The following is a 20,138-nucleotide window of genomic DNA, read 5'->3' on the forward strand; positions in this document are numbered from 1 at the left end:
CGTTGATAAGTAAATAGGGTGGAACGGGCACGTATACGTGCAGGACCGGCCGGCGGGTATCGCCGAGGGGCAAAGGTAGTTATTTAGCCAGCCCCGGAACATCCGCGCACTGTTCTGGTTCGTAAGCATACTACCCCTAGCGCGCCCAGCGCCACGTGGCATTTCCAGAACCCAACTTCACCACCACCTTTCACTTTTTATGAAACAAGATCTGCGCCTGATTACGCTTTCCCTGCTGTCGGCTGGTATTGTGAGCTTTAGCCTCAGCAGCTGCGGCGACAACACAGCTACTACCGAGACAGCCACTACCACCCAAACCGATGCTACGACCGCGGCTGCCGATACGGCCGGCATGTTGTCGGACTCAGCCCGGATGGGCAAGAAAGAAGGCGTGATGGTGGATGGCGTGGCCATGACGCCCGACCGCACCATTGTGCAGAATGCCGTAATGGCTTCCAGCGTTACTACCCTCGTGAAAGCTGTGAAGGCCGCCGGCCTCGATGGCACGCTCAGCGGGGCAGGTCCGTTCACGGTGTTTGCGCCCACCAACGCCGCCTTCGATAAGCTCCCGAACGGGGCACTGGCTGGCCTGCTCAAGCCTGAAAGCAAAGAAAACCTGAAAGGCGTGCTTACTTACCACGTTATCCAGGGTCGCCTGCTGGCCCAGGATCTGCGCGATGGCCAGGAACTGACCACCGTGAATGGTGAAAAAATAAAGGTTTCGGTGCAAGGCGGCAAGGTGATGATCAGCAACGGCAAAGACGCCCCTGTAACCGTGCAAACCGCCGACGTTATTTCCAGCAACGGCGTTACGCACATCATTGATGGCGTGCTGCTGCCCCTGCCTCCTGCTAGCTAATTACTTGCCTCAGTAGTACTGAAAAGGCCCCGCTGCTACAGCGGGGCCTTTTTGTTGATAGCATTGAATGAGGTTTGGCCGTAGTCGAGACCTAGTAGCTAGGTGTACTACTTAAGTCTAGAGCCCGGCGCCTTCCGCAACGCGCTCGGCAAAGCCGGCCCAGTCATTGGTTTCCTGCTTGGCTACGCTGGTAGAAAGATGGTCGTGGATAATATTGGCAAAGGGCATGGGCACGATGTGGGTGCGGGCCTCATCCAGCACCAGGCGCAGGTCTTTGCGGATGATGGCCGGTGGGGCTCCGACAGGCTGGTAATTGCGCTCGGCAATGAGCTTGCCGTAACTCTTATAGATGGGCACGTTAAATAGGGTAGAGGTGAAAAACTCATACACCTGCTGTCGGTCGAGGCCGCTTTTCTGGGCCAAGGTGAAAGCCTCTGCCATGGCCTCGATGGCCGCGCCCAGCATAAAATTGCCGCACAGTTTTACCACGTTTGCCGCGCCAGGGTCGTCGCCGAATTCATGCACGCCTTGGCCTAAAGCACCCAGAATGGGTGTAAGCTTTTCGCGGGCGCTGGCCTCACCGGATGCGGCCAGCCACAATTTGCCGGCTGCTGCAACATCAGGCTTGCCAAATACGGGCGTGGCTACCAAACTGCTGCCATGGCGGGCGTGTTCCTCGGCCAGCCGGCGGTTGGTATCGGGGGCTACGGTGCTGCACGAAGCATGCACGGTTCCGGGGCGCAGGGCACCTAGCAACCCGTCAGGGCCCAGGCACAAGGCATCTAGCGCTTTCTCATCGGTAACCATTGTGAACACGAAGTCGGCGCTTTGCACTGCTTCGGCGGGGGTTGCGGCTACGGTGGCACCTAGCGCCTGCAGCGGCTCGGCTTTGCTGGCGGTGCGGTTATACACAGTGAGATGGTGTCCGGCTTTCAGCAGGTTTTCGGCCATAGCTCGGCCCATGCTTCCTAGGCCCAGAAAGGCAATAGAGTGCGTCATCAGAATGATTGAGAAGTCGACGGAGAATAAAATCAGGGCGCGTTACTAGGTGCGCCAGCTGTGCAAACCGCCAACTCTGGCCTCAGGTTACGTCTGCCTAAATATTACTTTCGGTTGTCGTCGCCTTGGAGCATGCTCACGTAGCTGTCGTAGCGGGGCAACGCAATTTTGCCTTTGTCCACGGCTTCCCGCACGGCGCAGCCTGGCTCGTGCAGGTGCTGGCAGTTGTGGTAACGGCACTGGTTGAGCAAGGCGCGCATCTCGGGGAAATAATGCGCCAGCTCGCCGGCCTTCATATCCACTAAGCCTAGCTCCTTAATACCAGGCGTATCAATGAGGTAGGTGCCGGGCCGCACTTCCAGCATTTCAGCGAAGGTGGTGGTGTGCACACCTTTATCAGAGAACTGGCTGATTTCAGCAGTTTTTAGGTCGAGGTCGGGCACTAGGGCATTGATTAGCGTACTTTTCCCCACGCCCGAATGGCCCGATAGCAACGACACTTTTCCTTCCAGCAAGGCATCAATTTCCGCAACGCCTTCGCCGGTGTAGGCGGAGCAGCGCAGGCCGGGGTAGCCCACGCGGGCGTACATTTTCAGAATCTGGTCCTGATAATCGGCCAGGTCTTCGTCGTATAGGTCCGTCTTGTTGAACAGCAGCGTAACCGGAATCCGATACGCCTCGGCCGTAACCAAAAACCGGTCGATGAAACCAAAGGAGGTAGCGGGCGAGGCCAGCGTTACTACCAACAGGCCTTGGTCGAGGTTGGCGGCTACAATGTGGGCATGTTCCGCTTTGTGCACCGAGCGGCGAATGATGTAGTTGCGGCGCGGCTCAATATGGTGAATTACGCCGGCGCCCTCGGTTTGCTCTTCCACCGTGAAGTCAACCTGGTCGCCAACGGCCAGCGGATTGCTCACTTTCAGGCCCTGGTTTTTGAACTTACCCCGCAGCCGACACCGATGCAACTGGTTGTTGCCCGTCTCGCGCACGATGTACCACGAGCCTGTGGATTTAACAATAGTTCCGGTCATATACTGATGACGTTGTGACGGTTGGAAAAGCAAGCCTACGGGAAAAAGCGCAGGGTAAAGTACTAGGGCAACAAGCGGGGGCAACCCACTGGCTCTCCAATTCAGGGCTGCACTTTTCCTTCCAGCCAGTTCATGATTTTGCCGGTTGCGCCGCTGTGGTCGTGCACGTAGTCTAGGCTCAGGTCCTGCACCGTCAGACGGGCTTCCTCGCGGTGGTACAGCGGTCCGAAGGCCGTCAGGAGCTCATCAGCGGTAGAAATTGGGAAGGCACAGCCCATTTCTACTAGGTCTTGCGCCTCCTGAAACTTGTAGTACGTAGGCCCAAAGAAGAGGGGCAACCCAAATGCTGCCGCTTCCAGCGTGTTGTGCAGGCCTTTGCCAAATGCCCCCCCGATGTAAGCAAAATGCCCAAAGCGGTAGAGCTGGCTCAGCAGCCCCACGTTGTCCATCAGCAGTACCCGTGCCTCCGACACGGTATCGGCGTTGGCCTGCGAGTAGCGCACTACCCGACCGGGCAGCGTCTGCTCTACCAGCCGCAGATTAGTTTCATTGATTTCGTGGGGAGCTACAATAAACCGCAGACTATCAGCATACTGCTGCAGGAGCGGAGTAAGCGCCGGCAGGTCTTCGGGCCAGCTGCTCCCAATGATAAACACGGGTGCCCAGTCGTCGGTAAAGGCATCCACGAGGGGTAGGGGCCGAGACGCTTCTGAGGCTGTGTGCACTACCGTATCAAAGCGGGTGTCGCCGGCCACGCTGGCGTGCGTAATGCCCGCTGTGCGTAGCAATGCTACGGACGCTTCATTCTGGGTGAAGATGTGCGTAAAGCGCCCCAAGATGCGCCGAAAAAAGCCGCCCCACGGTCGGAAAAAAGCTTGCTCGGGGCGGAAAATTGCCGATACGCACACGGTAGGCACGTTGCGGCGCTGCAACTCGGTTAGGAAGTAGTACCAGAATTCGTACTTCACGAATACAGCCAGCCTAGGCTGCACCAGCTCCAGAAAGATGCGTGCGTTTTCAGCCGTATCGAGGGGCAGGTAGAACACGTAAGCAGCGCCCGGCCAGTTCTTGCGCACTTCGTAGCCCGAGGGCGAAAAGAAAGTGAGTACAAGCTTGTGCTGAGGATAGCGCGCCAGGTACGCTTCCATCAGGGGGCGGCCCTGTTCGAACTCACCCAGCGACGCGCAATGAAACCACACCAGCGGCGCGGTTTCCTGCTGCAGGGCTTCCCGAATGTGTGCCAGCAACCCGCGCCGCCCCTGTACCCACTGCGCCGCTTTCGGCACAAAGGGCGCTACCAGCCGGAGCAGCAGGGCATACAGCGGGAGAACTAAAGAATATAGAAAACGCAACGTTGAAAACTAGGAAGAAGCCAGAGGGAGAAGTGCATCTGACCCACGGGCGGTTTACCGGCAAAGGTAACCTAGGAAAAATGCACGGCGCAAAAGTACGCGGTTCTGAGGCTTCCGCACGCTTACACAAAAAAAGGCTCCGGCCGTGAAGCCGGAGCCTTTTAAGCAGTTGAATGCCAAAAGCTAAGTGAGGAAGCTTAGTGAGCCGCCTGCTTGCCGAGGTAGTTAGCTACACCCTCGCGGGTAGCATGCATAGCCTCTTTGCCTTCTTCCCAGTTAGCGGGGCATACTTCGCCTTTCTCTTCAAAGTACTGCAGCGCGTCCACCATTCGCATGGCTTCGTCGATGCTGCGGCCTAGGGGGCCGTCGTTTACCACTTGGTGGCGCACGATGCCGTCTTTGTCGATCAGGAACAGGCCACGATACGCCAGGGGCGAGCCTACGAAGGTCATTTCGCCGGCTTCGTTGTAGTCGTAATGACCGCCGAGCACGTCGAAGTTAGCGGCAATCGTTTTGGTAGCGTCAGCCACCAGCGGATACGTTACGCCCTCAATGCCACCGTTGTCGCGGGGAGTTTGCAGCCAGGCAAAGTGCGAGAAGTGCGTGTCAGTAGAGCAACCGATAACGGCCACGCCTTTTGCTTCGAAATCGGCCAGACGATCCTGGAACGCAATGATTTCGGTGGGGCAAACGAACGTGAAGTCAGCGGGGTAAAAGTAGAAGATAACGTGCTTCTTGCCCAGGTAACGGTCGAGGGAGAAATCCTCCTCGAATTCGCCGTCGATAACGGCGGTAGCTTTGAACGAAGGAGCGCGCTTACCTACGAGAACTGCCATGTGTTTGGTAATGAAGTGAAAAAAGTGTGTTAAAAGAGAGAGGATATGAAAAGCGCGAAGCCGGTAGTATGGAAGAAAGCCAGCTGTAATGCCACAGCATTCTGGTGGTTTTCACTACGAGTTACTTCGTCACTTTACTACCCGTGATGTGCAGGGAAAAGGAGTGAGGCTGAAAGTCTAGCAGGCCTTTTGCCGCAAAAAACTCCCGAATCAGGGCATCGAGTTGCGGGTCGCAGTAATCGATGATTTCCTGCGTGTTGGTGCAGAACAAGTGATGATGCTCGGTGCAGTCGGCATCATAGCGGCGGGAAGCGCCTTCGGCCGAGGCCACGCGGCGCGTGAGTCCTGCGGCCACAAATGAGTCGAGGGCCTTGTACACCGTGCCCAGCGAAATAGTCGGCTCCTGGCTGATTGCCTGCCGATGCACCTGCTCAGCCGTGGGGTGGCCCGGCAGGGTAAGTAAACTTTCCAGGATAACAACCCGCTGACGAGTAGCGCGCAAACCTGCCCCTGAGAGGCGGGTTCGGACGTATCCGGCATCCGGAGCAGGCTGAAAAGGGTCAGAAATGTGATTCACCAGACAAGAATAATTCTCCGCAAAGATACGTCTGTAAGGCGGAGTAGGGCAAAATTGTTTCTTTTTTGCCCGTTGTTCTGCTAACTCACTTGCAGTTAGGAGGGAAGGTTGACCAGCTCGCAGCACCTAGTACTGCCCGCTTTCCGATACTTCTGCTAGGCTACCTCGGCACACAAACTGAAACGTCTGGCGAGTACGCTGCTCTACCAGTAAGTCTCGGCCAGTAGTTAGGCGCTGCACGCTGGCGGTATCGTAATTCTTGATGGTGTACAGCTCCAGGTCAGTATTGTAGTGGATGGTGAATTGCTCCCGCAACAGCCCTAGCAGCTTTTCCAGCCGGTACGCCGAAAAATCAGTGCACACCGAGAAGCTAATGGCGGAATTCTGCATCAGATGAATTTTGAGTCGCACTTGAGCCAGAGCGCCAAAAATCACCTCCAGGTTTTCCTCCGAGATAAACGTAAGGTCCTTCGACTCAAAAGAGATAAGGCACTGGCTGGTTTTGCGGATGAAAGCAGGAACCAGCAGGCCATGGCGGCAGTCATGAATGCGCGTGCCCTCGGCTGTAGGGTCAAGGAAAGACTTGACCAGCAGCGGAATGCCCCGTACGGCCAGTGGCTTAATGGTTTTGGGGTGAATGACCGACGCCCCGTAATAGGCCATTTCAATGGTCTCCTGGTAGCTGATTTCGGGGTAGCGCACCGTGTCAGAGAATATTTTGGGGTCGGCGTTGAGCAGGCCCGCCACGTCTTTCCAAATCGTCACGGACTCGGCTCCCAGGCAATAGGCCAGAATGGCCGCGGTGTAGTCGGAGCCTTCTCGGCCTAGGGTGGTGGTGTGGCCGCTAGCGGTGCCGCCCAAGAAACCCTGCGTCACGACGGGGCCATGCAGTAGCTGATCGGGGAGGGTAGCGCGCAGGTTGCGCTCGGTAGTGGGCCAGTCGATGCGGCCTTCGCGCCACGTGTGGTCTGTCCGGATAAGCGGGCGGCAGTCCAGCCACTGCGCCTGCAGGGCCTCGGCTACGATGCGCGTGGCCAACAGCTCACCAAAGCTTACCACCTGATCATACTGCTTATCGAACTCGCCGGGCACGAGAGTAGCCAGTCGGTCCTGCAGCTGCTCCAGCAACTGCTTTAGGGTTGGTACTTCAGAGGAGGAGGTTGCGGCAGCAGTAAGTCCTAGTTCATGGGCAACTCCCAGGTGGAATTCGCGCAGCGAAGTTAGCGGTTCACTATAGTCTTGCCCGGCATGGGCCAACTGAAAGAGCGCTTCCAGAGCATTGGTGGTCTTGCCCATGGCCGACACCACAATGAGCAATTGACCGCTTCCTCCATGATTTTGGACGATGCTGGCCAGATTGCGAATAGCCGCGACATCTTTCACGGAGGCGCCGCCAAATTTGTAAACTCTGAGTTGATGCGGTTCTTGCATGGCCCAAATGTAGGGCGTCGCGGTGCTTTTTGCCTAGCCCCCTAGTGCAACCCAACCGATACCCGAGCAATTCATATTAAACGAACACTTACTGAGCCTACTTCGTCAAATTGGTTAATTTTGACCTTTCCCACCCCGTTTTTTTCCACCCTATGAACAATCACGACAAGCTGGCGCTGCCCGTTGGCACCACCCTGGACCGCTTTATCATGCGAAAACAGGAGGATTTTCCGTATGCCACCGGAGAGCTTTCGCAATTGCTGCGCGACATTGCCCTAGCTGCTAAAATCGTTAACCGTGAAATTAACCGCTCGGGACTGATTGATATTGCTGGCGCCTACGGCAACCGTAACGTGCAGGGCGAGGATCAGCAGAAGCTGGATGTGATTGCCAACATCCGGTTTATTCGGGCACTGCGCAACGGCGGCGAAGTATGTACCATCATTTCGGAGGAAGACGAGGAAATGATTCAGACCGGTAATACCCAGGGCAAGTACGTGGTAGCCATCGACCCCCTGGACGGCTCTTCGAACATTGATGTGAACGTGTCTATCGGCACTATTTTCAGCATCTACCGCCGCGTTTCGCCCACGGGCAGTGAAGGCAATTCCCAAGACTGCCTCCAGACGGGCACTCACCAGGTAGCGGCTGGCTACGTGATTTACGGCTCCAGCACCATGATGGTGTACACCACTGGCAACGGCGTGAATGGCTTCACCTACGAACCTTCCCTAGGCGAATTTTTTCTCTCACACCCTAACATTCATACCCCCAAGTCGGGCACTATCTACTCTATAAACGAGGGCGTGTCTGAGTCGTTTTCGGAAGGTATGAAGGGCTTTGTAGCGTATTGCAAAGAGCAGAATTACTCGGCCCGCTACATTGGCTCGTTGGTGGCTGATTTCCACCGTAACCTGCTGAAGGGCGGCATCTATATGTATCCGACCTCCAAAAAAGCGCCCAATGGCAAGCTGCGCCTCATGTACGAGTGCAACCCGCTAGCCTTTATTGTGGAGCAAGCCGGTGGCAAATCCAGCAACGGCCGCCGCCGTACGCTGGAGCTGGAGCCGCACGACCTGCATGAGCGGTGCCCCTTATTCATTGGCTCCACCGAAATGGTAGACAAGGTAGAAGAGTTTCTGGCGGCCGAGTTTGCGCACGACGCCGTATTGAAAGGCTAGGTTGCCAAAAGCATTAAAGCCAAAAGGCCGCCCGGTTGTCCGGGCGGCCTTTTTAGTTGATAAAGGAGTAATACACCTACTCCGATTTCTTTTTAGAGGCTTTCTTGGCGGGCTTGGCGTCGCCAGCTTCGGGGTTCTCCGCCGCATTGGTTTCCTCAGCTGCCGGAATGATGCCGGCCGTGCTCAGGGCTTCGTCAGCGGCCGGCTCGTCCTTCTTGCTAGCCTTCTTTTTGCTGGCAACCGGCTTTTCTTCCGTCGCAGCAGATTCAGCTACGGGTGCTTCCTCTTCTTCCTGAGCTGGGGCCTGATACTCAAGGCGCTTGCTCACGGTGTTGTACCACTGCACCAGCTTCTTGATGTCCGACATGTACACCCGCTCTCGGTCGTAGTCGGGCATAATTTCGCCCATGAACGCTGTTAGGTCCCGGTCATCCGACTTGTGGGTAACGGCCAGCTCAGCACCGTGCTTCTGGTAAATCCGGTCAAACACTTCCGACAGCGGAACCGTCTGGTCGTAATCTTGGGTGTAGATGGAAATTTCCTGGAGCAAGGACACCTTGTTGCGGGCCGAGGCTACGGAGCGGCTGCCTTTTCCGTCAAGGGCTTCAATGATAACGCCAGCGCGGGTAGGCTTCAGGAGGCGGTATAGACCGGGCATTCCGCTGATGGCGGCAATTTCCTTCAGGTCGTAGGGCATAAGAAAAGGATGCGTTGTTGAAAGTGCGAAGTTACTCAGTTGTGGCGGCTTGGCCCGGGGCCGGCAGCTTAAACGTCACGGGGAGGCTAGTAAGAATGGCGTAATCAGGCTTATTAAACTTGAGCAGACGCACTACGCGCAGGGCTTCCTCACCGCAGCCGCCGCCAATTTGCTTTACCAGTTTAATGCCCGACATCGTGCCATCGGTATTCAGCGTGAAGCTCACAATGCACTGACCCTGAATACGGTTCCGGCGGGCCAGAATAGGATATTTCAGTTCCTTCTCAATGAAGGCATACATGGCCTCCTGTCCGCCGGGGTAATACTCGGCCACCGGAATAGCTTTGGGGCCACGAGCAGGCTCGGCTTGGGCCGGAGCATCGGCAGCGGCGGCCTCCGGAACCGGGCCGTCGGTTTTAACTTTTATTTTGGTTTTCTGGGCCAGCGCCGGGGCGGAGCAGGCCAGCAGGCCGAGGCCCAGGAAAAGGATGGTTTTTTTCATGAGAGAAACGCAGAGAAAACAAGTAAAGCTATGGCCTGATAAGGCGGTTCGAGGCAGGCAATTACAGGGCCAATTTACGTATTATCGGCCTCTTGCGCGAGTTGCTGGTTTACTTCTTCAATGAACCCTAGTATTTCGTCGCGGCCTGTTTTTTCCTCTGCCGATGTCACGAAGTGCCTCGGCACTTCATCCCAGGTTTCCCCCATCTTGGCTAGGTAGGCCGTTACGTTCTGGTGGGTACGGCTGCCCGACTGCTTATCGGCTTTTGTGAAGGCCATTACGAACGGAACTCCGGCCTCGCCGAGCTGCTCCATAAACTCCAGGTCAACGGCCTGTGGGGTGTGGCGTGAGTCCAGGAGTACAAACACGCACGCCAGGTTTTCGCGGTTGCGCAAATAATAATTAATCATGCGGCCCCATTTAACCCGCGAGTCTTTACTAACCCGAGCGTATCCATAGCCCGGCAAATCAACCAAATACCAATTATTATTAATTATGAAATGGTTGATTAGCTGTGTTTTTCCGGGTAGGGCAGAAGTTTTCGCTAGCCCCTTCTGACCCGTAAGCATATTTATAAGAGAGGACTTGCCCACGTTGGAGCGGCCAATAAAAGCGTACTCTGGGAGCGTGGGGGCGGGGCAATCCTCTACACGAGTATTGCTCATCAGAAATTTTGCTTCCTGGATATTCATAGTCAAAACCGAAAACTGGAATGCAAAGGTAGATAATCAATACCCGTTCAAGTGAATCATAATTTTTTTGGGAAAAACCTTGTAGTTTAAGCAGTCAGACTATATTTGTGCGGTCAGCCATGGATTAAAGAAGGATTTTGCATAAAAAATGTAACTCCTTTACTTATCTGCTGCTTACAAACGCAACAAATTGGATGCGACTAAGTCCGTATTATAAAATTTCTATCTTTGCCCGCCAATTACACTGGTCTGGGCAGTGTTTTTGGTGAGTTAGATAAGCGAAAATGCCTCTTTTTTGGCATTTAGCTACTCTTTTTGCCAACCCGTGCTCAACCCTGAGACGGGTTTTCAGTATAAGAGGCAACTCTTGAAAAACGGCTTCCACATACGGTGTAAGACGCTTCTCATTTCCTCCTTCGCAACTCCATATTTCCCTAACCCCTCCACCAATGGACAATTTAGTCAGAAGGTTACTGCAAGTCTCGTGCACCTTCGCGCTGACGGCTGCTGTGGCCCAGCCTGCCTTGGCTCAAAGCACGCGCAAGCAACTGAAGACTGCTAACAAGTTTTTCAACCAGGAAAACTATCGGGCCTCCATTCCCTACTACGAGCAGGTGTTGGCCAAAGACCCTAACAATGCGCAGGCATTGTTCCGGGCCGGCATTTCTTACATGTCATTCGACAAGGAAAAAGCCAGCGACTATATCTACAAAGCGCAGCGTCTGAAAAAGAACGTTTCCAAGGACGTAGAATACTGGCTCGGTCGGGTTGACCACCTGAACTATAACTTCGACGAGGCAATTGCGCACTTCCAAGCGTATAATACCACGCTCAAGTCCAAGGACACCCGTAAGAAGGAATTGGCTCAGTTGATTCAGCACAGCAAAAACGCAAAAGTGCAGTTCAACAGCCCCAAGGATATCTTCGTGAATAACTTGGGCCCCACTATCAACACCCAGTTCTCGGAGCATAGCCCCGTAATCTCGGCCGATGATAAGCTGCTGCTATTCACCTCGCGCGGCGAAAACGTAACCGGAGCGGGCAACGCGGAAGGCAAAAAAGGAGGAAACCTAGCTTCTGACGGCGAGTACTACGAAGACATCTTCGAAGCCAAGCGCATTGACGACCAGAACTGGGAAAAGCCCCGCTCGTTGAGCGGTGTGCTGAACGGCAAAGGCCACGATGCTTCCATTCAGGTGTTCGATAACGACACCAAGATGCTGATGTATCGCCAGGATGAGAATGGCGACATTTTCTACACTGAGAAAGCAGGTGGTGATTGGACAGCTCCTAAGAAGCTGAATAACAACATCAACTCGAAGTCTTTTGAGTCAGACGCTTACATTACTCCCGATGGCCTAACCATTTACTTCTCAACCAGCAAGTTCTCGGAAGAAGGTACGCTGGATATCTATTATTCCAAGCGCCAGCCTGGCGGTGATTGGGGACCAGCTAAAACAATTGGTGGGGCAATTAACACGCCTTATGATGATGACAGCCCATTCCTGAGCCCTGATGGCAAGACGTTGTATTTCGCTTCCCGTGGCCATAACACAATGGGCGGATACGATATCTTCAAGTCAGACTGGGATTCAATTGGCAACAAGTGGAGCCGCCCCGAGAACATGGGTTACCCCGTGAACACGCCGGACGACGACACGTACTACCGCCTGAGCCCTGATGGCAGCTACGCCTACCTTTCTTCGTACCGCATCGGTGGTTACGGTGAAAAGGACATCTATACCATCAACTACATCAAGAACGCCACCATCCGGGGCCGTGTGCTTTCCATGCGTGATAGCACCATTATCCCAGGCGTAGAGCTGGTGTTCAGCGGAACGCAGGCCGATAAAACGGCGCTCAGCTACCGTGATGTAACCAAGCCCGAAACCGGTGCTTATCAGGTAAGTGTGCTTTCGGGTCGTACCTACCAGGTAGCTGTGTCAAAGGATGGCAAGAACATCGAGACGCAGGAATTTGCCGTGCCTAACTCGTTCAACGACTCTACCGTTGTTGAAAAGGATTTCTACGTGAACTACGTAGATACCACTCAGAGCCTGTACGCACAGTTCAAGAAGATTTACTTCGATACGGACAAGTACAAGCTGCGCCCGGAGTCTATCAAGGAGTTGACGAACATCAGCAACATCTTGAAGGCTAACCCCGGCGTTAACATCTCGATTGAAGGCCACTGCGACTCGCGCAACACGGATGAGTACAACATTGTACTGGGTCAGAACCGCTCGGACGCTGCGTACAACTACCTGAAGAAGTCGGGTATTGCTGAGACACGCATGGTGACCGTAAGCTACGGTGAGCGTCGTCCTGCTGCTCCGAACGATTCGCCTGAGAACATGCAGCTGAACCGCCGCGTTGAGTTCCGCGTGATTGTGAAGGAAGGTGATGCAGCTCCTCAGCTGACGAACCCTGCTTCCGGTGCTAACTCTACCAACTCAACTGGTACTACGGCTCCTGCTTCTTCGAACACGGTAACTACTACCCCCTTGGTACCTGGCAAGAGCAAGGCCAAGCTGCCCGACGGCACGAAGGTGAAAACCAAAGTGGACGAAGACAGCGACAAGGTGAAAGTGAAAACCAAAGGCGCCAACGACGAGAAAAGCAAGACCGTAACCAAAGACGGTACCATTGACTCGAAGGCCAAAGAAGCTGACGGTTCGAAAACTAAAGTGAAGACCGACAACGACTAATCAGTTGTTTGGAACCTAGGAAACGGGTCGGGCCAAAAGCCCGGCCCGTTTTTTTTCAACATAATGCTGGGTGAGCCGTTGTTATTGGGCAATTTTGCCTGAGTTACCCCGTTCTCTGCCCTAAGAAGTATGTCCGTAGTACCGTATAAAGATGATGCCGCCGGCAAAAAGTCACAGGTGGCCCAGATGTTTAACAGCATTGCTGGCAAGTATGACTTCCTGAACCACTTTCTGAGTGCGGGCACGGATATCTACTGGCGGCGTAAGGCTGTAAACGAGCTCAAGCAGCTACGGCCGGCTCGCGTGCTCGATATTGCTACCGGTACCGCTGATTTCGCCATCGAAACGCTACGGGCGGCAACTCCCGACGCGCAGATTACAGGCGTTGACATTTCCGAAGGCATGCTGGACGTTGGCCGCCGCAAGCTGCAGCAGAAGGGGTTGGGCCATCGTATTAAGCTAGAGCTGGGCGACTCTGAAAACCTGCCGTTTCCAGATAACCACTTCGATGCCGTGACGGCCTCATTCGGGGTGCGCAACTTCGAGAATCTGGAGAAAGGGCTGGCAGAAATGTACCGGGTACTACGGCCGGGCGGAAAGATGGTAGTGCTGGAATTTTCCAAGCCTACGGCATTCCCTATGAAGCAAGCGTATAACTTCTACTTCAAGAATATTTTGCCGGTGTTCGGCAAACTGATTTCCAAAGACCGCGCCGCGTACACTTACCTGCCCGAATCGGTGCAGGCCTTTCCGGATGGTCAGGACTTTCTGGCGATTCTACGTAAAGTCGGCTTTACCTCTCCCGCATGGCAACCACTCACCTTCGGCATCAGCTCCATTTACACCGCTCAAAAATAACCCGCCTAGCCCTCGTTGCCCTAGCAACCGCCGCTCTTCCTTTCAGCGCCGAAGCCCAACGCAAAAGCCAAACCTCTGCCAACCGCAGTAAAAGCGGCCAAGTAAAATCGGTAACTACCAACAACCTGCCCGGCTACGATGAGCGCGGGCTGCACTTGGGTATGTACGTAGCGCCCAACTTTTCGCGCTACAAGATTGAACAGGCACCCAGCTTTCAAACTCAAGGAGTGTCATCCAACTCCATCATTAGCCCGGGGTTTTCAGTGGGCTTTCTGGGCGACCTCCGGATTACTGATTATGTGGCCCTGAACTTTGGACCGGGTGTGAGTTTTCTAACCCGGCGCGTAGAGTTTAAGGACCAAGGGTATTCACCAAAATCCGACAACGACCCGGAGGAAATTGAAACCCAGGAAATAGCCAGTACCCAGCTTGATTTGCCGGTGATGCTGAAACTGAAGTCGCAGCGGCGTCGCAACTCACGGGTGTATATCATCGGCGGTGTGAAGCCGAGCTTTAATATTGGCAACCGCCGCAAAGAGCCGGAAAGAAACCTGCTGCAGGCCCAGAGCAGCGACATTGCCATCGAGTATGGAGTAGGGATGGACCTGTTTTATCCCTTCTTCAAATTCTCGCCTGAGCTACGCTTTTCGCACGGCCTGATGAACCTGCACACTAACGGAACCGATGTGTACAGCCGCAGCCTGCAAAGCATGAAAAGCAATACCGTGACCCTGTACCTGAATATCTGGTCGGGCCGCTAACACTTTCCCTCTGGAGATGACAAAAACTGCATTTATCACCGGCGCTTCGTCGGGTATTGGTCGGGCTACGGCCGTGGCATTAGGCAAGGCTGGGTTCCGGCTGGTATTGGCTGGCCGGCGCTTGGAGCGGCTGCAGGAGCTAGCACAGGAGCTAGCCGGTGTGCCAACCCATTTGCTCACCTTCGATGTTCGGGACCGGGCCGCGGTGGATGCTGCCGTGCAAAGCCTGCCCGCCGAGTTTCAGGACATTGATGTGCTGATTAACAACGCCGGCAACGCCCACGGACTAGCCCCCATTCAGGACGGAAACCCCCAGGACTGGGACGATATGATGGATGGCAACGTGAAGGGGCTGCTATACGTGAGCCGGGCCGTGCTGCCCTCCATGACGCGCCGCAACACCGGCCACATCATCAACATCGGCTCCATTGCTGGCCACGAGACATATGCGAACGGTAACGTGTACTGCGCCTCAAAAGCAGCCGTAGCGGCCCTCACCAAGGGTATGCGCCTGGATTTGCTACCCCATCACATTCGGGTGGCGGAGGTAAACCCCGGTGCCGTGGAAACAGAGTTTTCGGAGGTGCGCTTCAAAGGAGATACGGAGCGCGCGGCTACCGTGTACAAAGGCTATGAGCCGCTTCGAGCCGAAGACGTAGCCGATGTGATTCAGTTTATGGTAACGCGCCCGGCGCACGTTAACATTGCGGAGGTACTGCTTCTGCCTGCCGCCCAAGCCGCCGCCACTACCATTCGGAAAGAAGCCTAGCGTGCTAGGGTAATACAATGCAGAAAGCTGCTCCATCTGGGGCGGCTTTCTGCGTTTTCGCTTGGCACAGTGAGCGAGCCTAGTAACTCGGGGTTGAAGCAGCCAGCTGGGCTAGTACGGCTGCGTTCAGCGTATGCTTGCCATCGAAGGAAAGCACAGTGGGCTCCACACCGAGCTGCTGCAGGAAAGCGCGTTGCTGCTGCATGGCTTCTTCAGAAACAAACTCGTCTTCGGTTCCACAGACCAGCGTTACGGGCAGGTTTTTCAGCAGGTGAGTCGCAACGCCAAAGTCCATATCGGGCGGAAAGGCGCCGGCCCATAACACCAAGTGCGCTGGTCGGAACCGGGCGTGGGCCAGCCAGCGGCTTACCGTAGCAGCCCCCTGCGAAAAACCTAGTACCGTTACGGCCGCATCGGGCGCAGCTTGCTGCAAAATGGTTTCCGAAAGCTGGTTGAGGTAGGCTACGTAATCTTCAATTTCGGTGAGGCGGTCTTCCTTCGTCATCCAGGTAGCCCCAACACGACCCCCGGTGCCCTGCAGATAAAAGCGCGAAAGCCCTTCCGGCGCAATAATCACTAGGCCCGAATCAGCTGCCGTAAGGTGCTGAAAGTGCCGGATGAAATAGGCGGCCAGCTGCCCGTAGCCGTGGGCCACAAACCAAACCTGCCGGGTTGCCGCCGAAAGCTCGCCGAGCTGAAAATAGCGGGCTGTGCGCGTAACGGGCAGATGATGCGCTTGTACAGACATGCGAATGTGCAGGATGGAGGACCAAACAGGTTGCTGGTTCAGAAGACCCTAGGCCCAGTAGAACCGTAAACCCCCTTGGGCGCTACGCTTTATTGGGCGGTAGGCAAATCATCAGAAGTAAAGCCGAAAGGCAGCAAATCGGAGAGGGAGGCGAAGCGGTAGATGCTCCCGTTGGGGCCGGGCAGCAGCAGCGGAATGGGCTGTTTCTGCCGGTGCTCATACTCGGCCATCACCTGGCGGCACGCGCCGCAGGAAGTCACGGGCACAAAGTCGCCGTTGGCGGGGCGGGCCGCTACGGCCATACCTACAATGCGGCGCTCGGGGTGAGCAGCGGCCAAGCCAAACAAGGCGGTACGCTCAGCGCAAAGGCCTGATGGAAACGCCGCGTTTTCCTGGTTGGTGCCGCGAAAGATGGAGCCATCATCGAGCAACAACGCGGTGCCCACATGAAAGTGGGAATACGGGGCATACGCGTAGTCGGTGGCGGCGCGGGCCGCTTGCCAGGTGGTAACTTCGGCGGGTGAGAGGTCGGCTTCGGAGGCCATCACATCAACGGTGATGGTAAGGTGGAGCGGTTGGGCCATCGGGGCGGGAAAGGAACGGCCCGGTTCCGACTGGCGGCCCCGGGTAGTGAAAATGGGGCGGTGAATGTACGATTTTTTCGTGGCGAAAGAAGGAACCAGTAAATCATACCGAAAAACTAAACCGCTACCTCCTAATCAAACTCGAACCCGGTTGCCGCCGCCCCCTTACCTAGTGTTGAGTGTAGTGGCCATATCCAGCAGCTGCCAACAATTACTGAGGGCTAACTGGACCGACGCACGAGCCACCCACGCAAAATTCTGATATTGGCGGCTCGTTCTGCATCTTGCTTCCACCCACCGCTTCTCTATGACTCGCATACTGCTTCTTGGCGCCGGCCGCTCGGCTTCTTCTCTGCTGCACTACCTGTTGCACCACGCACCTACAGAGGGTTGGTACCTCACGGTAGCCGATGTGCAAACTGCGCACCTGCTGCCCGTGCTGGCCGGCCACACTGCCTTCGCGCAGGCCGTCACGTTTTCGATTCAGAACGAAGAGCAGCTGGAAGAGCTGGTGCTGGGCGCCGATATTGTTATTTCGATGCTGCCGGCCTTGTTTCATGCTTCAGTAGCACGGGCCTGCGTACAGCATGCGCGCCACCTCGTAACGGCCAGCTACGTGAGCGAAGAAATCAGGGCGCTGGATGCCGAGGCGCAAGCCGCTGGAATCACCATCCTGATGGAGTGCGGCCTCGACCCTGGCCTTGATCATATGTCGGCAATGCGCGTGATTGAGGATGTGCGGCAGCGAGGCGGACAGCTAACGTCGTTTAAATCGTACTGCGGGGGCCTGATGGCGCCAGACTCCGAAGGCGACAATCCGTGGAAGTACAAATTCACCTGGAATCCGCGCAACGTGGTGCTGGCCGGCCAAAGCACTGCCAAGTATCTGGAAGAAGGCCGCCTGCGCTTTATTCCGTATCAGCATTTGTTTGCGCGCACCGAAGAGCTGGAGGTACCGGGCTTCGGCAAGTTTGAGGGCTATGCCAACCGCGACTCCCTGAGCTACCGCGCCCCCTACGGCCTGGAAACCATCCCGACTATTCTGCGCGGAACCTTGCGTCGCCCTGGCTATTGCGCCGCGTGGCACGCGCTGGTCCGGCTGGGCCTCACCGATGATACGGTACACCTGGGCAATGAGGCCGATATGAGCTGGCAGCAGCTGCTGGAGGCGTACCTACCCCTCGCCTCGTCGGAGGGCAAATCGGTAGCTGACCGCACGGCTGAGTACCTGCAACTAGCCTCTGCAGGAGACGAAATGCAGCGCCTCACGTGGCTCGGACTTTTCTCTGATTCGCCAGTAGGCCAGGCCAACGCTACGCCCGCTCAACTGCTGGAAAAGCTCCTGACCTCCAAATGGGCCCTGGAACCCTACGACCACGACATGATCGTGATGCAGCATCGGTTTGAGTACAACCTGAACGATACGGCCTACACGCACACTTCCTCACTGGTAGTAACGGGAGATGATGCCATTCATACGGCCATGGCGAAAACCGTGGGACTGCCCGTGGCCATTGCTGTGCGCCGGCTGGCCCAAGGCAAGCTGCAGCACCGGGGCGTCGTCATTCCTACGTTGCCGGAGGTGTACGAGCCCATTCTGGCGGAGCTGGAGCAGGAATATGGTATCCGGTTCGTGGAGGAAGAGCGCCCGGTGGAAAGCCCGGTTTTAACTAGCTAGCATTTCTTGCCCAACCGGTACTGTGCAGGTAAAATACGTGTGCAGTTGCGGCGTTGAGAAGCCTATGCGAAATTATTTGCGGCTGCGAAGCCGGGTGCTGGGTCGTCAGGTGCTGGAAATGGGGTGGTGGCGCCTACTGGTGCTTGGGCTCTTATTGGGGCTAGCGGTGCTGCGGGCAGGTGTCATAGCTGCTGCCAGCCCGGTAGGTGCGTGGCTGATTCCGCTGGCCGTTGCTGGCCTAACGCTCAGCCTGCACCGCCAGCGCTCCGACCTTCAGTTTCTGCAACTCACCGCCCCGCAGTTCCGCCGCTGGATGCTGCTGGAGTATGCGTTGCTGAGCGTACCGGCAGCTGTGCTCTTGCTAGGTTGGGGGCGCTTGGGTCCGGCCCTACTTACGACGGCATTAACTGCCTTAGTGGCCTTTATGCCACCAGCCATAGCCCGTGCCAGTCGGCAGCGGTTGCCCAGCGTGTTCCGGAGCAGTGCGTTTGAATGGGTAGCCGGCGGGCGGCGGCCGTGGTTGGGCCTTAGTTGGCTAGCGCTGCTGGCGGTGGCTTGCAGTTCCCGGGGCACGGCAACCGGTCCGGCAGTGGCCATTGTAGTCTGGCTAGGGCTTCTGCTGGAAGTCTACGGCCCCGCGGAGCCCTGGACGTGGCTGCTGCCGGTGCTGCGTACGCCCAGCCAGTGGCTGCGCCGCCGCATAGGGTGGGGGATGCTCTACTTTGGGCTTACGGTGGCGCCGCTAGCCCTCATAATGGCTCAAAGCCCCGCTCGCGTGGGTGGTACGCTAGCTTTGCTGCTCTGGTGTGCCGTGGTGCTGAGCATGGTGGTGATGGCTAAGTATGCCTTTTATCCGCACGCCACTTTGGCCCGAACAACCCAAGCCGGTGCCATGGTGGTAGGGCTATCTATCCTGGGAAGCAACCCGGCGTATATGGCTCTGCTGATGGCTTGCTTTGGAGGACTACTACTGAAAAGCCACCGGCAGCTGGCCGTGTACTGTCATGATTGAGATACGAGGCCTCCGCAAACATTTCGGGTCAGCGCCCGTCCTGCAGCACATCGACCTGACCCTGCGGCCGGGCACGCTGCATGGGCTGGTAGGAGCAAATGGGGCTGGCAAAACCACCCTGCTGCACTGCCTTTACGGGCTCTATACTGACTACGAGGGCACTGTGCAGGAATCAACTGGGCTGCCCATCCGGCAGCATACCGGCTTGCTACCCTATGAGCCGTACTTCTACCCGCGCATCACTGGCCGCGAGTACGTAGAGTTTTGCCTGCAGGCGCGGGGGCGGCCCGTGCCCGACTTGGCCGGGTGGAATTATCTGCTCGAATTGCCCTTAGATCAGTACGCCGAAGAATACTCCGCGGGCATGAAGAAAAAGCTGGCGTTGTTGGCTCTGCTTGTGCAAAACTTCCGCTACCTCATTCTCGATGAGCCGTTCAACGGGCTTGATTTAAGCACGAATCTGTTGGTAATGGAAATACTGCGCCGGCTAAGTGAGCAAGGCGTGGGCATTCTGCTGACCTCGCATCTGCTAGGCTCCTTAACGGAGCTATGCCACGAAATAACCGTGCTGGCCGATGGCCGCGTGCTGCGCCACTACGCCGCCCACGAGTTCGCCAGCCTACCAACCGACTTGCTCGATGCACTGCACCAACAAAAGCTTCAGCATTTGAGAGAGCTGTTGCCCAGCTCTCTTGCTCAGAAGTAATGGAAGCTGTTCATGAAGGTACATGAACGTCATGCTGAGTCCAGTCTAAGCATCTTTACCTCTAGCTAATCAACTGGCCTCTTGTTAAAAGGTAGAGTTGCTTCGGCTGGGCTCAGCATGACCGATTTATAGAACTGCCGTAACTTCCTAAACAGCC

General features: G+C 56.0%; 20 protein-coding genes. 9 read left to right on the forward strand and 11 right to left on the reverse strand.

The annotated features are described in order from the left end of the window. Nucleotides 1–199: 199 nt before the first annotated feature. Complete coding sequence (locus ACYVGU_RS05375) at nucleotides 200–859, forward strand: fasciclin domain-containing protein (protein WP_460612082.1); 660 nt, start codon at nucleotides 200–202, stop codon at nucleotides 857–859. Between the two features lie 117 nt (nucleotides 860–976). Here the strand turns inward: ACYVGU_RS05375 and ACYVGU_RS05380 are convergent, their stop codons facing one another. The 6 genes from ACYVGU_RS05380 to ACYVGU_RS05405 form a co-directional block, all read right to left on the reverse strand. Further along, nucleotides 977–1,858: an NAD(P)-dependent oxidoreductase gene (locus tag ACYVGU_RS05380; protein ID WP_460621215.1), complete on the reverse strand. Its 882-nt coding sequence runs from the start codon at nucleotides 1,856–1,858 to the stop codon at nucleotides 977–979. Between the two features lie 104 nt (nucleotides 1,859–1,962). After that, a complete protein-coding gene (gene rsgA / locus ACYVGU_RS05385; protein ID WP_460612080.1) occupies nucleotides 1,963–2,889 on the reverse strand; it encodes a ribosome small subunit-dependent GTPase A in 927 nt (308 codons plus the stop codon). 101 nt (nucleotides 2,890–2,990) lie between these two features. Then, the gene (locus ACYVGU_RS05390; protein ID WP_460621216.1) at nucleotides 2,991–4,241 is read right to left on the reverse strand and encodes a 3-deoxy-D-manno-octulosonic acid transferase; all 1,251 of its coding nucleotides are present in this window, start codon (nucleotides 4,239–4,241) and stop codon (nucleotides 2,991–2,993) included. Between the two features lie 197 nt (nucleotides 4,242–4,438). Further along, nucleotides 4,439–5,077, reverse strand: a complete 639-nt coding sequence (locus tag ACYVGU_RS05395; RefSeq protein ID WP_460612078.1) for a peroxiredoxin — start codon at nucleotides 5,075–5,077, stop codon at nucleotides 4,439–4,441. 121 nt (nucleotides 5,078–5,198) lie between these two features. After that, nucleotides 5,199–5,654, reverse strand: a complete 456-nt coding sequence (locus tag ACYVGU_RS05400; protein WP_460621217.1) for a Fur family transcriptional regulator — start codon at nucleotides 5,652–5,654, stop codon at nucleotides 5,199–5,201. Between the two features lie 126 nt (nucleotides 5,655–5,780). Next, nucleotides 5,781–7,085 carry an aspartate kinase gene (locus tag ACYVGU_RS05405; protein ID WP_460621218.1) on the reverse strand — a complete coding sequence of 435 codons (1,305 nt, stop codon included), beginning with the start codon at nucleotides 7,083–7,085 and terminating at the stop codon, nucleotides 5,781–5,783. Nucleotides 7,086–7,237: 152 nt separating this feature from the next. On the opposite strand from ACYVGU_RS05405, the gene fbp reads away from it, so the two are divergent. Next, the gene (gene fbp / locus ACYVGU_RS05410; protein ID WP_460621219.1) at nucleotides 7,238–8,266 is read left to right on the forward strand and encodes a class 1 fructose-bisphosphatase; all 1,029 of its coding nucleotides are present in this window, start codon (nucleotides 7,238–7,240) and stop codon (nucleotides 8,264–8,266) included. Nucleotides 8,267–8,342: 76 nt separating this feature from the next. Here the strand turns inward: fbp and ACYVGU_RS05415 are convergent, their stop codons facing one another. The 3 genes from ACYVGU_RS05415 to yihA form a co-directional block, all read right to left on the reverse strand. Beyond that, complete coding sequence (locus ACYVGU_RS05415; RefSeq protein ID WP_460621220.1) at nucleotides 8,343–8,963, reverse strand: DUF5606 family protein; 621 nt, start codon at nucleotides 8,961–8,963, stop codon at nucleotides 8,343–8,345. A gap of 31 nt (nucleotides 8,964–8,994) precedes the next feature. Next, nucleotides 8,995–9,465 carry an energy transducer TonB gene (locus ACYVGU_RS05420; RefSeq protein WP_460612073.1) on the reverse strand — a complete coding sequence of 157 codons (471 nt, stop codon included), beginning with the start codon at nucleotides 9,463–9,465 and terminating at the stop codon, nucleotides 8,995–8,997. Nucleotides 9,466–9,539: 74 nt separating this feature from the next. Beyond that, a complete protein-coding gene (gene yihA, locus ACYVGU_RS05425; RefSeq protein ID WP_460612072.1) occupies nucleotides 9,540–10,157 on the reverse strand; it encodes a GTP-binding protein in 618 nt (205 codons plus the stop codon). A gap of 449 nt (nucleotides 10,158–10,606) precedes the next feature. Between yihA and ACYVGU_RS05430 the strand changes: the two genes are divergently transcribed. The 4 genes from ACYVGU_RS05430 to ACYVGU_RS05445 all read left to right on the forward strand — a co-directional run bounded on the left by ACYVGU_RS05430 (nucleotide 10,607) and on the right by ACYVGU_RS05445 (nucleotide 15,253). After that, nucleotides 10,607–12,865, forward strand: coding sequence for an OmpA family protein (locus tag ACYVGU_RS05430; protein WP_460621221.1), 2,259 nt, complete (start codon nucleotides 10,607–10,609; stop codon nucleotides 12,863–12,865). A gap of 129 nt (nucleotides 12,866–12,994) precedes the next feature. Further along, on the forward strand, nucleotides 12,995–13,723 hold the full coding sequence (gene ubiE / locus ACYVGU_RS05435; protein WP_460621222.1) for a class I SAM-dependent methyltransferase: 729 nt from the start codon (nucleotides 12,995–12,997) through the stop codon (nucleotides 13,721–13,723). Then, entirely contained in the window at nucleotides 13,672–14,484 is an 813-nt protein-coding gene (porT, locus tag ACYVGU_RS05440; RefSeq protein ID WP_460621223.1) for a porin family protein, read from the forward strand. The genes ubiE and porT overlap by 52 nt, the downstream gene beginning before the upstream one ends. Before the next feature lie 16 nt (nucleotides 14,485–14,500). After that, nucleotides 14,501–15,253, forward strand: a complete 753-nt coding sequence (locus ACYVGU_RS05445) for a Rossmann-fold NAD(P)-binding domain-containing protein (protein WP_460621224.1) — start codon at nucleotides 14,501–14,503, stop codon at nucleotides 15,251–15,253. Between the two features lie 79 nt (nucleotides 15,254–15,332). On the opposite strand, the gene ACYVGU_RS05450 is transcribed toward ACYVGU_RS05445, so the two are convergent. Together ACYVGU_RS05450 and ACYVGU_RS05455 are read right to left on the reverse strand one after the other, a co-directional pair. Further along, on the reverse strand, nucleotides 15,333–16,001 hold the full coding sequence (locus ACYVGU_RS05450) for an alpha/beta hydrolase (protein WP_460621225.1): 669 nt from the start codon (nucleotides 15,999–16,001) through the stop codon (nucleotides 15,333–15,335). An 89-nt stretch (nucleotides 16,002–16,090) separates the two neighbouring features. Beyond that, nucleotides 16,091–16,585, reverse strand: a complete 495-nt coding sequence (locus ACYVGU_RS05455; RefSeq protein WP_460612066.1) for a cytidine deaminase family protein — start codon at nucleotides 16,583–16,585, stop codon at nucleotides 16,091–16,093. 307 nt (nucleotides 16,586–16,892) lie between these two features. Here ACYVGU_RS05455 and ACYVGU_RS05460 point away from each other — a divergent pair, with 307 nt between their 5' ends. From ACYVGU_RS05460 to ACYVGU_RS05470, 3 genes are all read left to right on the forward strand, one after another. Further along, the gene (locus ACYVGU_RS05460; RefSeq protein WP_460621226.1) at nucleotides 16,893–18,263 is read left to right on the forward strand and encodes a saccharopine dehydrogenase family; all 1,371 of its coding nucleotides are present in this window, start codon (nucleotides 16,893–16,895) and stop codon (nucleotides 18,261–18,263) included. A gap of 64 nt (nucleotides 18,264–18,327) precedes the next feature. Next, nucleotides 18,328–19,275 (forward strand): hypothetical protein, encoded by a 948-nt coding sequence (locus ACYVGU_RS05465; protein ID WP_460621227.1) that lies wholly within the window; start codon nucleotides 18,328–18,330, stop codon nucleotides 19,273–19,275. Then, nucleotides 19,268–19,981, forward strand: a complete 714-nt coding sequence (locus ACYVGU_RS05470; RefSeq protein WP_460621228.1) for an ATP-binding cassette domain-containing protein — start codon at nucleotides 19,268–19,270, stop codon at nucleotides 19,979–19,981. Before ACYVGU_RS05465 ends, ACYVGU_RS05470 begins: the two co-directional genes overlap by 8 nt. Nucleotides 19,982–20,138 lie beyond the last annotated feature (157 nt).

The organism is Hymenobacter tenuis, assembly GCF_054780495.1.

Bases quoted from the DNA above. Each gene is read 5' to 3' on its own strand.
- ubiE (WP_460621222.1), top strand. From the start codon at position 12,995: ATGTCCGTAGTACCGTATAAAGATGATGCCGCCGGCAAAAAGTCACAG.
- ACYVGU_RS05395 (WP_460612078.1), bottom strand. From the start codon at position 5,077: ATGGCAGTTCTCGTAGGTAAGCGCGCTCCTTCGTTCAAAGCTACCGCC.
- ACYVGU_RS05415 (WP_460621220.1), bottom strand. From the start codon at position 8,963: ATGCCCTACGACCTGAAGGAAATTGCCGCCATCAGCGGAATGCCCGGT.
- ACYVGU_RS05465 (WP_460621227.1), top strand. From the start codon at position 18,328: ATGCGAAATTATTTGCGGCTGCGAAGCCGGGTGCTGGGTCGTCAGGTG.
- ACYVGU_RS05455 (WP_460612066.1), bottom strand. From the start codon at position 16,585: ATGGCCCAACCGCTCCACCTTACCATCACCGTTGATGTGATGGCCTCC.
- yihA (WP_460612072.1), bottom strand. From the start codon at position 10,157: ATGAATATCCAGGAAGCAAAATTTCTGATGAGCAATACTCGTGTAGAG.
- fbp (WP_460621219.1), top strand. From the start codon at position 7,238: ATGAACAATCACGACAAGCTGGCGCTGCCCGTTGGCACCACCCTGGAC.
- ACYVGU_RS05430 (WP_460621221.1), top strand. From the start codon at position 10,607: ATGGACAATTTAGTCAGAAGGTTACTGCAAGTCTCGTGCACCTTCGCG.
- ACYVGU_RS05375 (WP_460612082.1), top strand. From the start codon at position 200: ATGAAACAAGATCTGCGCCTGATTACGCTTTCCCTGCTGTCGGCTGGT.
- ACYVGU_RS05460 (WP_460621226.1), top strand. From the start codon at position 16,893: ATGACTCGCATACTGCTTCTTGGCGCCGGCCGCTCGGCTTCTTCTCTG.
- porT (WP_460621223.1), top strand. From the start codon at position 13,672: ATGGCAACCACTCACCTTCGGCATCAGCTCCATTTACACCGCTCAAAA.
- rsgA (WP_460612080.1), bottom strand. From the start codon at position 2,889: ATGACCGGAACTATTGTTAAATCCACAGGCTCGTGGTACATCGTGCGC.
- ACYVGU_RS05470 (WP_460621228.1), top strand. From the start codon at position 19,268: ATGATTGAGATACGAGGCCTCCGCAAACATTTCGGGTCAGCGCCCGTC.
- ACYVGU_RS05450 (WP_460621225.1), bottom strand. From the start codon at position 16,001: ATGTCTGTACAAGCGCATCATCTGCCCGTTACGCGCACAGCCCGCTAT.
- ACYVGU_RS05380 (WP_460621215.1), bottom strand. From the start codon at position 1,858: ATGACGCACTCTATTGCCTTTCTGGGCCTAGGAAGCATGGGCCGAGCT.
- ACYVGU_RS05405 (WP_460621218.1), bottom strand. From the start codon at position 7,085: ATGCAAGAACCGCATCAACTCAGAGTTTACAAATTTGGCGGCGCCTCC.
- ACYVGU_RS05420 (WP_460612073.1), bottom strand. From the start codon at position 9,465: ATGAAAAAAACCATCCTTTTCCTGGGCCTCGGCCTGCTGGCCTGCTCC.
- ACYVGU_RS05445 (WP_460621224.1), top strand. From the start codon at position 14,501: ATGACAAAAACTGCATTTATCACCGGCGCTTCGTCGGGTATTGGTCGG.